The sequence below is a fragment of the Mesorhizobium sp. M0074 genome, assembly GCF_040322975.1.
Lineage (GTDB): Bacteria > Pseudomonadota > Alphaproteobacteria > Rhizobiales > Rhizobiaceae > Mesorhizobium.
In genome coordinates, this window is the sequence record NZ_JAMYUM010000007.1 from 19,659 (window position 1) to 33,372 (window position 13,714).

Annotated in this window: 10 protein-coding genes; 7 read left to right on the plus strand and 3 right to left on the minus strand. The window is 64.3% G+C overall.

The window, feature by feature from the left end; translation table 11 throughout:
• Positions 1 to 6: 6 nt before the first annotated feature.
• Both gnd and NKJ73_RS11500 read right to left on the minus strand, forming a co-directional pair.
• A complete protein-coding gene (gnd, locus tag NKJ73_RS11495) occupies positions 7 to 1,023 on the minus strand; it encodes a phosphogluconate dehydrogenase (NAD(+)-dependent, decarboxylating) (protein ID WP_352569460.1) in 1,017 nt (338 codons plus the stop codon).
• Between the two features lie 100 nt (positions 1,024 to 1,123).
• The gene (locus tag NKJ73_RS11500; RefSeq protein ID WP_352569461.1) at positions 1,124 to 3,523 is read right to left on the minus strand and encodes a glucan 1,4-alpha-glucosidase; all 2,400 of its coding nucleotides are present in this window, start codon (positions 3,521 to 3,523) and stop codon (positions 1,124 to 1,126) included.
• A 219-nt stretch (positions 3,524 to 3,742) separates the two neighbouring features.
• Here NKJ73_RS11500 and NKJ73_RS11505 point away from each other — a divergent pair, with 219 nt between their 5' ends.
• The 5 genes from NKJ73_RS11505 to NKJ73_RS11525 all read left to right on the plus strand — a co-directional run bounded on the left by NKJ73_RS11505 (position 3,743) and on the right by NKJ73_RS11525 (position 10,441).
• Positions 3,743 to 4,756, plus strand: coding sequence for an ABC transporter substrate-binding protein (locus NKJ73_RS11505; RefSeq protein WP_352569463.1), 1,014 nt, complete (start codon positions 3,743 to 3,745; stop codon positions 4,754 to 4,756).
• Positions 4,757 to 4,830: 74 nt separating this feature from the next.
• Positions 4,831 to 6,324, plus strand: a complete 1,494-nt coding sequence (locus NKJ73_RS11510) for a sugar ABC transporter ATP-binding protein (protein WP_352569616.1) — start codon at positions 4,831 to 4,833, stop codon at positions 6,322 to 6,324.
• A gap of 1 nt (position 6,325) precedes the next feature.
• Positions 6,326 to 7,300: an ABC transporter permease gene (locus NKJ73_RS11515; protein WP_023678190.1), complete on the plus strand. Its 975-nt coding sequence runs from the start codon at positions 6,326 to 6,328 to the stop codon at positions 7,298 to 7,300.
• A gap of 2 nt (positions 7,301 to 7,302) precedes the next feature.
• Positions 7,303 to 8,250: an ABC transporter permease gene (locus NKJ73_RS11520; RefSeq protein WP_352569465.1), complete on the plus strand. Its 948-nt coding sequence runs from the start codon at positions 7,303 to 7,305 to the stop codon at positions 8,248 to 8,250.
• Positions 8,251 to 8,371: 121 nt separating this feature from the next.
• On the plus strand, positions 8,372 to 10,441 hold the full coding sequence (locus tag NKJ73_RS11525; protein ID WP_352569466.1) for a 3-hydroxyacyl-CoA dehydrogenase NAD-binding domain-containing protein: 2,070 nt from the start codon (positions 8,372 to 8,374) through the stop codon (positions 10,439 to 10,441).
• 8 nt (positions 10,442 to 10,449) lie between these two features.
• Here the strand turns inward: NKJ73_RS11525 and NKJ73_RS11530 are convergent, their stop codons facing one another.
• Positions 10,450 to 11,262: a helix-turn-helix domain-containing protein gene (locus NKJ73_RS11530; protein WP_023678188.1), complete on the minus strand. Its 813-nt coding sequence runs from the start codon at positions 11,260 to 11,262 to the stop codon at positions 10,450 to 10,452.
• 114 nt (positions 11,263 to 11,376) lie between these two features.
• On the opposite strand from NKJ73_RS11530, the gene NKJ73_RS11535 reads away from it, so the two are divergent.
• A complete protein-coding gene (locus NKJ73_RS11535) occupies positions 11,377 to 12,507 on the plus strand; it encodes an ABC transporter ATP-binding protein (protein WP_023678187.1) in 1,131 nt (376 codons plus the stop codon).
• The gene (locus tag NKJ73_RS11540; RefSeq protein ID WP_352569467.1) at positions 12,488 to 13,651 is read left to right on the plus strand and encodes an ABC transporter substrate-binding protein; all 1,164 of its coding nucleotides are present in this window, start codon (positions 12,488 to 12,490) and stop codon (positions 13,649 to 13,651) included. The genes NKJ73_RS11535 and NKJ73_RS11540 overlap by 20 nt, the downstream gene beginning before the upstream one ends.
• Positions 13,652 to 13,714: the final 63 nt, after the last annotated feature.

Sequence of the window (13,714 nt, forward strand, 5' to 3'; positions counted from 1 at the left end):
CGCCCGTCACGAGCCGGCTTTGGGTTTTTCGACATGGCCGCCAAAGGCATAGCGCATGGCGGACAGAAGCTTGTCGGCGAATTCGGATTCGCCTTGCGAGGAGAACCTGTCGAACAGCGCCGAGGACAGCACCGGCGCCGGCACGCCGGTGTCGATCGCCGCCTTCAGCGTCCAGCGGCCTTCGCCGGAATCCGAGACCCGCCCGCCGAACTGCGTCAACGACGAATCGGCCTTCAGTACGCCGGCCGTCAGGTCGAGCAGCCACGAGCCGATGACGCTGCCGTGCCGCCAGACCTCGGCCACTTCAGCGATGTCGATGTCGAACTGGTAATATTGCGGGTTTTCCAGCGGGCTGGTTTCGGCGTCGACGGTGCGCTGCCGTTTGCCGGCATTCGCCGACTTCAGGATGTTCATGCCTTCGGCATAGGCGGCCATGACGCCATATTCGATGCCGTTATGGACCATCTTGACGAAATGGCCGGCGCCGCTTGGTCCGCAGTGGAGATAGCCGAAGGGAGCGGTTCCGGCATCCTTGCCAGGGGCGGGCGAAGCGGCGTCGGCGCCCGGCGCCAGCGTTGCGAAGACCGGATCGAGATGCTGGACCGCGCTGTCGGGGCCGCCGATCATCAGGCAGTAGCCGCGCTCGAGGCCCCAGACGCCGCCGCTGGTGCCGACATCGACATAGCTCAAGCCTTTCAAGGCGAGGCGCGCGGCGTGGTCGACGGCCTCGTGATAATAGGAATTGCCGCCGTCTATGATGATGTCGCCCGGCTCCATCAGGGCAGCCACCTGGTCGACGATCTTGCCGGTGATCGCCGCAGGCAGCATCAGCCAGGCGCTGCGCGGCTTCGCCAGCTTGCCGACGAACTCCTCCATCGAGGCGGCTCCGACCGCGCCGGCGCTCACAAGCGCGGCGACGCTCGCCGGGTTGATATCGTAGACGACGCATTCGTGGCCATCACGCAGCAGGCGCCGAACCATGTTGGCGCCCATCCGGCCCAGTCCCATCATTCCTATCTGCATAGTCTCGTCCTGCCTTACTTGAGGGATCGATGATCTAGTGGCGCTGTGATTGAAGCATGATCTTTTCCGAAAACCGGTCTCCACTTTGCGGGATCATGCTCTATCCGGTATCGCCGATGCCGACAGAAAAGTCAGCATTCTCCCAATGGCCGCTATCGGGCCAGAAGAAAGTGAAGACAATGCTATTGCCCGGAGCAATCTCGGCAACCGGCAATTCCGCAAGATGGATGCCGAAAGCATTCGCGGTGGTCTCGGTGTCATGGACGGTTGCCCAATTGTCGCTGCTCCAATGAACCAGCGCCCGGGCCAGAAGTTCGATGCGCAGCGCCTTGCCTGCCGGGATGGTACGGATCTTGTGGTTGAAGCGCCATGCCCTGAAGCGCGACACCGTCCTGCCCTCGATATAGCGCTTGACGCCTTGCGGCGGCATGTCGAACACCGTGCCGTCGCGCAGCGACCGCAGCAGCTTGATGTGCTCGGAATGCGCCCAGACCAGCGGCTTGGCGCTGCCGGAGGGCCCGCCATGCCGCAATTCGCGCTCCGGCATGTCGGGACCGTCCCAGACCTGCTCCGGTAGCAGGCCGCCCGGTCCGGCAGAGTTCTCGAACGTCCTGAGCAGGCTTGCCGCACTATCCCTACGGCCTGCCGCCAGCTCGTAATGAGCGCGCTCGCCGACCAGCAGCGGCCAGGGCCGGCCCCGGCCGGTTCCATCGAAGGGCGCGCCGTCGGCATGCTCGCCATAGCCATCGCCATTGTAGCGGTACCAGAGCGGGCCCTGCGGCAGTTCGCAGCGCAATTGCGCGTCGATGACCTTGACCGTGTCGAGGATGCGCGGATCGTCGGCTGCCCTGAGGCCGAAGCGGACCAGCGCCAGCGCATCCGGGCTGACGATCGCCTTGGCCGGCCGGTCCGTATCCGCCGGCGGGCGGTTCTTGATCGGGACGTAGCCGTCTTTCGGCGATGCCGCGCCGGCTTTATCGGGCGGCGCAATGCGGACATAGTAGCCCTCGACGCCGGCTTCATCGCCCGAGGAGCTACCGGCGACGTAGGTCCAGCGTTCGATCTGATCGTTCCAGACATCGGCGGTTTCGCGCAGATAGTTTGCCGGCTCTGTTTTGCCGGCGGCATCGAAGATGTCCGCAGCCGCTAGCAATGCGGCGATCTCGACGGCAAGCGTGAACGGGCTGTAGCCGGCGTCTTCCTCCCAGCGGTCCTCGCCGGTGACGGGGCCGTTGCGCACGACATAGGCGGCAGCGCGCTCGATCATCGGCATGAAGGAGGAGAGTGCGGCGGGCGGCAAATGGCCGGCGCGGCGCAGTGCGTCGGCAAGCAGCAGCGGGAAGGCGCATTCGTCCATCTGGATGCCCGGCCAATAGGCCGATCCGTCGAGCCAGGCGTTCTGCGGCCAACGGCCGTCCGGCTCCTGGATCGCGCGCAGATAGCCAAGGATGCGCAAGGCTTCCGCCGGGTCGCCGGCGGCGAGGAAGCCGCCGGCGGTTTCGACCAGATCGCGCGGCCAGACCAGGTGATAGCCGCCGAGGTCGTCGTCGCCCTTGTTGAAGCCCCACGGGATCGACAGGCTGGCAACGGCTGCTCCGGCAGACGATCGGTGTGCCGCCAGCACCGCCGTGCTGAGGCGGTAGCTGTTGAGGCCGGACGCCGCATGCCGGTCCAGCGGCAGCAATCCGGCCTGCCATTTGCGCCATTTGTCGACGTAGGATCTGGCTGCGGGCCCAAAACCTTGCTTCAGGCTGGCGAAAGCAGTTTCCGCCGCCTGTTGCGGCGTCGTGCCGAAGCCCAGTGCCAGCAATATTTTGGGGTTCGCAGCCGAAAAGGCGATCTCGCCGGTCAGCGCGACATTGCCGTCCTCGGCCCTGCGGCAGGCCGGATCGAGCCGGCCGCCTTGACGAAGCTGCTGCCAGCCGTCGGAGACGCCGACATAGCCGGCCGAGCACGCCTTCCACGGCAGCGACGAGGCGAGCGCCAGGCAGGTGCCGCGTCCCGATGCAAACAGGACAGGCTGTCCTTCATGGTCGTCGATCCAGGCGGTGTTGCCCATGCCGGCGTTGACGAGGTGCGGTGCCAGCAGCGCGTAGACGCGGTAGTCGGCGGCCGCGCCTTTGAGCGGCGTGAACATAATCTCCTGCAGCAAGACGGGACGTTCCGGATCCGTCAGGATGCGCTTTTCGATCCTGTAGGTTCCATCGCTTGCGGTGTTGACCAGCCGGTAGGCAGGCACCCCGTCCGCCAGGGGTTCGATACTGTGTTCGGCGTCGCGTTTTTCTTCCGAGAAATAGCCGTCGGGTCCGGTGACGATCAGCCCCAGATCGCGGGTGCAGGCGCTATCGAGGCGCGGATAGTAGATTTCGTTGAGGATACCGTGGCTGATGGTGAACCAGATCGGGCAGGCCGGCGACAGCGCGGTGCCGACGCCGCTCTTGGCGCTCGACGTCCAGCGTGCCGGAATGCCGGGTGCACCCGGGGCAAGGTTCGTTGCCATTCAATCGGTCTCCAGTGCCATCCCTAGACCAGGAGTCGAACCGGTTTCAATGATTGCACCGCAAGTTGATCGCCGGCCATGGATTGCTGTTGACAGCTTGCCGCCTATCTGCATTTGTCTGATAATAGATAAAAAACAAGATTGTGAGCGTATCAGCCAATACCCCACCAGCCAGCCATTAACCACCAGTAAGACAGCAACTCACGGGAGGAGTATGACATGAGGAAAATATTCATTTTGGGGGCTCTTGCGGCGATGCTCGCCGCAGGTACCGCGCTTGCCGACACCAGCGGCAAGAAAATCGCCTTCTCCAACAATTACGCCGGCAATTCCTGGCGGCAGGCGATGCTGGACAGCTACGCCATCGTTACCAAGAAGGCGGTTGCCGACAAGGTGGTCGGCGCCGCGGACGTCTTCACGACGGCCGACAAGGAAGTGCCGACGCAGGCAGCCCAGGTGCAGAACCTGATCCTGCAGGGCTATGACGCGATCGTCATCAACGCGGCGTCTCCGGATGCGCTCAACGGCGCCATCAAGCAGGCCTGCGACGCCGGCATCGTCGTCGTCTCCTTCGACGGCATCGTCACCGAACCCTGCGCCTACCGCGTCGTCGTCGACTTCAAGGACATGGGCAAGCAGGAAGTCGAGCAGATGGCCAAGTTCCAGCCCAAGGGCGGCAACCTGCTGGAAATCCGCGGCCTCGCCGGCACCTCGATCGACGATGCCATCCATGCCGGCATCCTCGAAGGCGTCGCTGCCCATCCCGAGTTCAAGATCGTCGGCTCGGTGACCGGCGACTGGGACCAGACCACGGCACAGAAAGCCGTAGCGACGATCCTGCCTTCGCTGCCGGATGTTGTCGGGGTCGTCGACCAGGGCGGTGACGGCTACGGTGCGGCGCAGGCTTTCGCCGCCGCCGGCAAGCCACGCCCGACCATCATCATGGGCAATCGCCAGGACGAGTTGCAGTGGTGGAAGGAGCAGAAGGAAAAGGACGGTTACCAGACCTGGTCGGCATCGATCGCACCGGGCGTATCGACGCTTGCCTTCTGGGTGGCGCAGCAGGTCCTCGACGGCCGCACCGACGTGCCGCACGACCTGCTGGTGCCCTATCTTGCCTTCACCCAGGACGATTTCGAGGCCGCGCTGCCGAAGATTCCGAAGGGCGGCGTCGCCAGCCACGAATACACGCAGGAAGACGCCATCGCGGCGATCAAGGCCAACATCAAGTGAGCATGGCACTATTGTTGCCGCCACGGATAACCGGGTATCGTTGAGGGATGCCCGAGGCCAATGCAGACATCATCATGCCGGACGGCGCCGAAAAGCTTTTCGGCGCCGTCAGTTTGGACATCATAAGACTGGACGGAGCCGAAAAACATTTCGGCGCCGTCAGGGCGCTCGCCGGTGTCGATTTCAGCGTTCGTGCCGGAGAATGCGTCGGTCTCGTCGGCCATAACGGCGCCGGAAAATCGACGCTCATGCATATGGTGGCGGGCACGCTTGCCCCCGACAGCGGGCAGATCGCGGTCCGCGGCGATGTCGAGGCAAGTTATTCGGTGCCGCGCGCGCAGCAGCTCGGCATACGCTGTGTGTTCCAGGAGCTGTCGCTCTGCCCGAACCTCAGCGTCGCCGAGAACACGCGGATCAACCACGCGTCGCTGCATGGCTTCGGCTGGCGGCGCAAGGCGGCCGATCTGATCGCCGCCAAGCTCGACGAGATCTTCCCCGGCCACAGCATCTCGGCATTCGACATCGTCGGTGATCTTTCCATCACCAGCCGGCAGATGGTGGAGGTGGCGCGCGCCTTCACGGTCACGCAGGAGCCGCTCGAGCTGGTTATCCTCGACGAGCCGACATCCTCGCTCGACGCGCATACCGCCGGCCAGCTGCTGGCGTTCGTGCGCCGCTTCATCGCCGCCGGCAAGAGCTGCATCCTGATCTCGCATGTGTTGGGCGAAGTGCTCGGAAATGCCGACCGCATCGTGGTGATGCGCGACGGCAAGGTGGTCGCCGCCGGGCAGGCCGACGCCTTCGACCGCGACAGGCTGGTGACGGCGATGGGCGGAGCGGAGGCGCGCGAGAAGACCGCCGCAGAGATTGCGAGCGGCAAGCCGGAGCCCGGCCCGCTGCGGGTCCGGGCGCGCCCGGCGCGACAGCAGGACGGCAACGAGCTCGTCGCCCGTGCCGGTGAGATCATCGGCCTTGCCGGACTTGCCGGGCATGGGCAGACGGACCTTTTGCTGGCGATCTTTGCCGCGGCTTCCCGTGCCAAGACCGGCATCGAGGTCGCCGCGCCGGTGGCGCTGGTTGCCGGCGACCGCCAGTCGGACGGGATTTTTCCGCAATGGTCGATCGCCGAGAACATCGGCATCCGTTCGCTGGCGCGATTGCGCAACGGCCTCTTGATCTCGCCGCAGCGCGAAGCCGAGCTCGCCGAGTTGTGGCAGCGGAAAATCGGCATCCGTACGCCCGACATGAACAACAACATCTTCTCGCTGTCCGGCGGCAACCAGCAGAAGGCGCTGTTCGCGCGGGCGCTCGGCTCCGACGCCAAGATCGTGCTGATGGACGATCCGATGCGCGGCGTCGACATCGGCACCAAGCTCGAAGTCTACGACCTGGTGCGCGAGGAGGCTCGCCATGGCCGCACTTTCCTCTGGTACACCACCGAAACCGAAGAGCTCGACAATTGCGACCACATCTATGTGTTCAAGAACGGCCGGATCGTCGCCAACCTTCGTCGCGACGAACTGACGGAGGAAAAGATCATCCAGTCGTCGTTCGGCGATGCGGCCTGAGATGACAGCGGTATCCGTCGAGAATGGGCTAAAATCTTCGGCTCGCGCCACGAGGCGGGCGCGCATGCTGCGCAGCCTGCTGCCGGCACTGTCGCTGGCGCTGGTGCTCATCGCCATCGCCTGGCTCAACCCGCGCGCCATCAGCTATTTCGGTTTCAGCCTGATGCTCAATCTGGCGATCCCGATCGCTCTGGCGACGATCGCGCAGATGTTCGTCATCGCCGGCAACGAGCTCGATCTGTCGATTGGCACCTTTGTCGGCTTCGTCGGCTGCGTGACGGCGACATGGCTGAAGGACGCGCCGCTGCTCGGCGTCGTGATCCTGCTCGGGTCGATCGGCGTCTACGCGCTGCTCGGCGCGCTGATCCATCTGCGCAACCTGCCCTCTATCGTGGTGACGCTCGGCATGAGTTTTGTCTGGCAGGGCATGGCCATCCTCATCCTGCCCAAGCCCGGCGGCAAGGCGCCGGACTGGCTGCTGGCGCTGATGGCCTTCAAGCCACCCTTCATTCCGTTCCCGATCATCGCGGCATTGCTGATCGCAGCCGTCGTCCACTTTGGCCTGATGCGCACCTCCTACGGCGTCATCCTGCGTGGATCGGGCGGCAATTCAGCCGCACTCAAACGCGCCGGCTGGTCGCTGCTGCGCACCAAGATCGCCCTGTTTGCGCTGACCGGCCTGTTCGGCGTTTTGTCCGGCATGGCGCTGATCGGCATCACCACCTCGGCCGATGCCAATATCGGCAATGGCTACACGCTGCTTTCGATCGCCGGCGTCATCCTCGGCGGCGGCGAGTTCGTCGGCGGCCGGGTGTCGCCGATCGGCGCCGTCATCGGCGCGCTGACGCTGGCGCTGGCGGCATCGCCCCTCTTGACGTTCATGCACATTCCGCCCGACTGGCAGGTCGCCGCCAATGGCGCCATCCTGATCATCGTGCTGGCGGCGCGGGTGCTGATCAGCCGCAGGGAGAGGTGAGCATGGCATCGCTGCGGACACTGCTCGCCAGACCCTGGATCTGGTCGTTCTTCGGGGCGCTGCTGGTGTGGCTGGCGACCATCGCCTTCACCGGCGGCTATGGCGGCGGCGGCATGATCACGGCGGCGCTGTCGCTCGCCGTCTTCACCGTCATCGTCGGCGTCGGGCAGATGTTCGTCATCACGCTCGGGCCGGGCAATGTCGACCTGTCGCTGCCGGCCAATATCGGCCTTGCCAGCGCCGTCGCCATGAAGGTCATGGACGGCAATGATGCGATGATCGCGGTCGGCCTGCTGGCAGCGCTTGCCTGCGGCATGACGATCGGCGCCGTCAACTATCTGCTGATCTGGGCGCTGCGCATTCCGCCGATCATCGCGACGCTGTCGGCCAGCTTCGTCATCCAGTCGGTCGATATCAGCTATGGGCGGGGCCTGCAGATCAAGCCGCCGCCGGGCTTTGCCGATTTCACCAACTGGCAGATCTTCGGCATCCCGGTGCTGGCGATCCTCACCGTGCTGTTCACCATCGGCGCCGGCATCATTTTGCAGCGCATGATCTACGGACGCTCGGTGCTGGCGATCGGCCAGAACATCCGCGCTGCCTGGCTGGCCGGCGTCAATGTCGGCCGCACCCGCTTCCTCACCTACACGCTGTCGGGCGCGCTCGGCGGCCTCGACGGCGCACTGCTCGCCGGCTATTTCCGCGGCGCCAATGTCGATATCGGCAATGAGTATCTGCTGGCCTCGATCGCGGTCGTCGTCATCGGCGGCACGTCGGTGGCGGGCGGCAAGGCCAATGTGCCGGGGGTCTGGGGCGCGGCGCTGTTCCTGGTGCTGCTGTTGACCATGCTCAACACATTCGGTGTCAGCGTCGGCGTCCGCCTGGTGCTGACAGGGCTGATCATCGTCGGCGTCATCACCGCCGCCGGCGGGCAGAAGGCGCTGCGCTAAGGCAAGGCCACCCGGCGGCGAGGGGATATCGATCCGGCCCGCAAAACACGTGGTTCCCATCCGCATGCCAGCGCTGTAAATCCCGTCGCGCTATTGGCCAACATCATTGCGTGAGGTTTGCGTGTCCGATTTCGTCAGCACTACAAGGCACGGCAACGTCGCGGTGGTGAGCATCGACAATCCGCCGGTCAACGCGCTGAGCTTCCATGTGCGCGAGCCGCTGATGCAGGCGCTCGTTTCCCTGCGCGACGAGCCGTCGGTCCGAGCAATCGTGATAGCATGTGCCGGGCGGACCTTCGTCGCCGGCGCCGACATCACCGAATTCGGCAAGCCGGCGCGGCAACCGGACCTGGGCGCCCTAGTCGCCATGCTGGAAACCATCGCCAAGCCGACGGTCGCGGCCATTCACGGCACTGCGCTCGGCGGCGGCCTGGAACTGGCGCTCGGCTGCCATTTCCGTGTTGCCGACCGAACGGCAAGGCTCGGCCTGCCGGAAGTCAAGCTCGGCCTGCTGCCGGGCGGCGGCGGCACGGTTCGCCTGCCGCGCTTGGTTGGTCCGCTGAAGGCACTCAGCATGATCGTTTCGGGAACGCCGATCGGTGCGGCCGAGGCGCTCGCCGCCGGCCTGGTGGATGCCGTCTTCGATGGCGACCTGACCGCGCAAGCGGTGAATTTCGCCAACGAAACGGCCGCGAAAGGCGGTCCGTTCACGCCGGTGCGCGACCGCAATGATCGCCTCGACCAGGCCGACTTGCCGGCGTTCGACAAGGAAGCGGCAGTGCTTGCCGGCAAAGCACGCGGCCTCGAGGCGCCGATCGCCTGTGCGCAGTCGATCCGCAACGCCCTGACGCTGCCCTTCGACGAAGCGCTGGCGGCGGAGCGCGACCTGTTCGTCAAGCTTGTCGCCGGGGACCAATCACGCGCGCAGCGGCATTTGTTCTTCGCTGAACGTGAGGCGGCAAAGATTGCCGGCAAGGACGTCGTCAGGCGCAAGATCGCCCGGGTCGGCGTCATCGGCGCCGGCACGATGGGCGGCGGCATCGCCATGGCGTTCGCCAACGGCGGCGTCCCCGTGACCTTGCTGGAAGCGACACACGAGGCCTTGCAGCGCGGGCTGGCGACGATCAACAAGAATTATGCCGTTTCCGTCATCCGCGGCTCGCTGAGCGAAGACGCCAAGCGCCAACGGCTTGGGTTGTTCAAGGGTTCCACCGACTATGCCGATCTTGCCGATTGCGACCTGATCGTCGAGGCCGTGTTCGAGGAGATGGCGGTCAAGAAGGATGTCTTCGGCAGGCTCGATGCCGTGGCCAAACCGGGCGCGATCCTCGCCACCAACACCTCCTATCTCGACGTCAACGAAATCGCCGGTTCGACGTCGCGGCCGCAAGATCTCCTCGGCATGCATTTCTTTTCGCCGGCTAACGTCATGAAGCTTTTGGAAATCGTCCGCGCCGACAAGACTTCGCCCGACGTGCTGGCGACCATCGTCGATCTGGCACGGCGGATCGGCAAGGTGCCGGTCGTTGTCGGCGTCTGCCACGGCTTCGTCGGCAACCGCATGCTGGCGGCGCGCGGTGCGGAACTGGAGACGCTTCTGCTGGAAGGCGCAATGCCGCGCCAGGTCGACCAGGTGTTCACCGATTTCGGCTGGCCGATGGGGCCGTTCGAGATGAGCGATCTCGCCGGCCTCGACATAGGCTGGCGCAACCGCAAGGCGCGTGGCCAGACGGCCGTGATCGCCGATGCGTTGTGCGAACAGGGACATTTCGGCCAGAAGACCGGCAGCGGCTTCTATCGCTACGAAGGCGGTTCGCGCACGCCGCTGCCCGATCCCGATGTCGAGGCGCTGATCCGCAACAAGGCTGCCGAGCGCGATATTGCACCGCGCGCGATCGGCGCCGAGGAGATCATCGAGCGGACGCTCTATCCGATGATCAACGAGGGCGCCAAAATCCTCAAGGAAAAGATTGCCGCCCGCGCCTCCGATATCGACGTCGTCTGGGTCAACGGCTACGGCTTCCCGGTCGGCAAGGGCGGGCCGATGTTCTGGGCGAGCCTCGAAGGCGTGGACAAGATCATCCGGCGGCTGGATCACTGGCACCAGCAGACCGGCAAGGATGTCTTTCGAGTGGCACCCCGGCTCAGGCAGATGGCCGAAACCGGTTCCTGGGACGGCGCTGCCGGCTGAACTTGGGACTACCGAATCCGTGCGTCCATGATCTCGACAAAACGCGCGAACAGACCCGCCTGCGACTTTATCTTGAGCTTGCGGTAAATGTTGCGGCGATGAACTTTTACGGTTCCCGGCACGATGCGCATCGCCCTGGCAATCGATTCCGTGGAATGGCCCTGAAGCACCAGATCGACGACATGCTGTTCGCGCGGCGTGAGTGAAAGGCTCTTCCAGATGTGAGCACGTTCGAAGTCACTGACCGGAGCAATCGCCTCGTCTTGCTTCGTCCCAACCGGTCCGTCAGCCGGAAGGGTAGGCCAGCGCAGCCTGACGAGGCTGATCACCGCAGGCGCCATGTCGCGCAGCAACCTGGCATCGGCGGTTCCGAACGGCCCCGAAGCGCGCAATCGCATTAGCGAGACCACCAGCGCGTCCTTTCCCGGCAGCGGCACGAAAAAGCCGACCTCCTCCGCAAGCCTGGTCTGGCTGTAATAGGAGCGGTAATATTCGCTGGCATAGAAGCGATCCGGCGCCAATTCGCGCATGCGCCAAAAGCCTTCCTTGCGCTCGACTGCCGCATGGTGGAACGGATCGAGCAGATAAGGCCCTTCCTGATAGAGCGCGACGAAGACGTGGCTTTCGGCCGGCGAGAATGTCTCGAACAGCAGCGGCGGGCGTGAGGCGCCGCGATAGCCGAAGATCACGCAATGATCGAAACTGACATGCTGGCGGAGCCAGGCGACCATCGCCTTGCCGAAAAGCTCGCCGCTCGTCTCCCGCGTCGCTGCGATGAGCGCAGCGAGCCGGCTGTATTCATCGCTGCGTGAAACGCCCAATTCATACCCCTCCAGACGAGAAAATAGACGAAATATACCACCTGGGAGGTATATACTAGCCGCCATTGGCTCTGATAGCGTTTCGAGACCAACTAGCCGCTGGAGCCCGCAGCTTTGACCGCAGTGCCCGACATCGAGTTTCGCGGGGTCACCAAACGCTACGGCAGCGTGATCGCGGTCAGCGGCATCGATCTTGCCATCCCGCCGTCTGCCTTTGTCGCGTTGCTCGGGCCGTCCGGCTGCGGCAAGACAACCTGTTTGCGCATGATCGGCGGTTTCGAACAGCCAAGCGAAGGTGTGGTATTCATCCGTGGCCGCGACATGGCCGGCACGCCGCCCTATCGGCGGCCGGTCAACATGGTGTTCCAGCAATATGCGTTGTTTCCGCATCTGGATGTGGCGGACAACGTCGCCTATGGCCTACGCCAGGCGCGGCCGCGCCTGTCGTCGCGGGAGATCAGCCTGAAGGCAGGCGAGGCGCTCGCCATGGTTCGGCTCGCCGGCTATGGACGCCGCAAGATCCATGAGCTTTCCGGCGGCCAGCAGCAGCGTGTCGCCCTGGCGCGGGCGCTGGTCAACAAGCCGGCGGTGCTGCTGCTCGACGAGCCCCTGGCGGCGCTCGACAAGAAGCTGCGCACCGACATGCAGATAGAGCTGCAGAACCTGCAGCGCGAGATCGGCATCACCTTCGTCCTGGTCACCCACGATCAGGAAGAGGCACTGTCGATGAGCGATTTCGTCTGCGTCATGAATGGCGGGCGCATCGTCCAGCTTGGGCAGCCGAGCGAAATCTACGACGAACCCGCCGACCTCTTCGTCGCCGATTTCGTCGGCAAGACCAATCTCTTGAGCGGCAAGGTCGTCGGGCTCTCGGGCAAGCTCGTCGAGGTAGCGCTTGCCGACGGCACCGTCATCGCCGCGCGCAAGCGCACTTCGCTAGCCCAGGGCGAAGCCGTCTCGGTCAGCCTGCGTCCTGAATCCTTAAGTCTCGGCGCGCCCGGAAGCGGCCGGCTGAACGGGCTTGTCCGCAACCGGATCTTTCTCGGTTCCACCGCGGAATATGCAATCGAGGTCCAAGGCATCGGGACACTGCTCGCCAAGGCCGACCATCTGGTTGGCGGTGGAAATCTCTTCAAGCCGGGTGAACCCGTCGCCGTCGGCTTTACAGCCGGAACGCCGCTGGCGTTTCCGGAGAATAACGGGACCAACCAGAGGGAAAACAAAAATGTCGAAATCGTATCGTGACGGACTGCCGATAAGCCCTGAAAAATTCATCGACCAGTTGATGCGCCTCAAGCGCGGTTCCATCGGCCGCCGCGAGTTCCTTGGCCTCACCGGCCTAGGCATCGCAACGGCAGTAATGGCCCGCCAACTCGGCATCATGCCGTCGCCGGCCTTCGCCCAGGAGGGGCTTGGCGACCGCATGTCGATTGCCACCTGGCCCAATTATCACGACCCGGCGACGTTCGAGAATTTCAAGGCCGAAACCGGCGTTGCCGTCGAGGTGAACGTGTTCGGGTCAAACGAGGAGATGCTGGCCAAGCTGCAGGCCGGCGCCTCGGGCTGGAGCCTTTTCGTTCCGACCAACTACACGATCTCGACTTACAAGAAGCTTGGCATCATCGAAGCGCTGGATATGGCCAAGCTTGCCAATTATGACGGCTCGCAAGAAGACCCGCGCTTCACTGGGGAAGGCACCATCGACGGGGTGACCTACGCTGTGCCGAAGAATTGGGGCACCACCGGATTTGCCGTCAACACCAAGAAACTGACCAAGCCGATGACGAGCTGGAAGGAATTCTGGGACACGGCCATGGCGGAGGGTGACGGCCGGACCATGGTTCATGATTACCAACTGACCACGATCGGCAACGCGCTGAAATATTTCGGCTTCTCGTTCAACTCGCTGAAGCCGGACGAACTCGCCAAGGCGGAGGAATTGCTGCTGAAGGTCAAGCCGCATCTGTTCGCGGTCTCCAGCGACTACCAGCCGTCGATGCGTGCCGGCGACGCCTGGATGACGATGTGCTGGACCAATGACGGGGCGCAGCTCCACCGCGACATCCCCGAAATCGCCTACGTGCTTGGCAAGGAAGGCGGCGAGATCTGGACCGACTTCTACGCAATACCCAAGGATGCGCCGAACAAGCCTGCCGGCTATGCCTTGCTCAACTATTTGATGAACCCGAAAGTCGCGGTCAAGGAGCACCTGGCCAACGGTGCGCCTTCCACCGATGCGCGGGTCAATGCGCTGCTGCCCAAGGAGGTGCTGGACAATCCGATCCTCTATCCGGCGGCGGATCTGCTGAAGCCGCTCGAATTCGGTGCGGCTGCAACGCTAACCGATCCGGGCCGGGCCGAATTGATGGCACGCTTCAAGTCGGCTTGAACCGGGCAGGCCACAGGCTCGATGCAGGCAACTCACCCGGCGGGCAGATGTCCGCCGGCACCG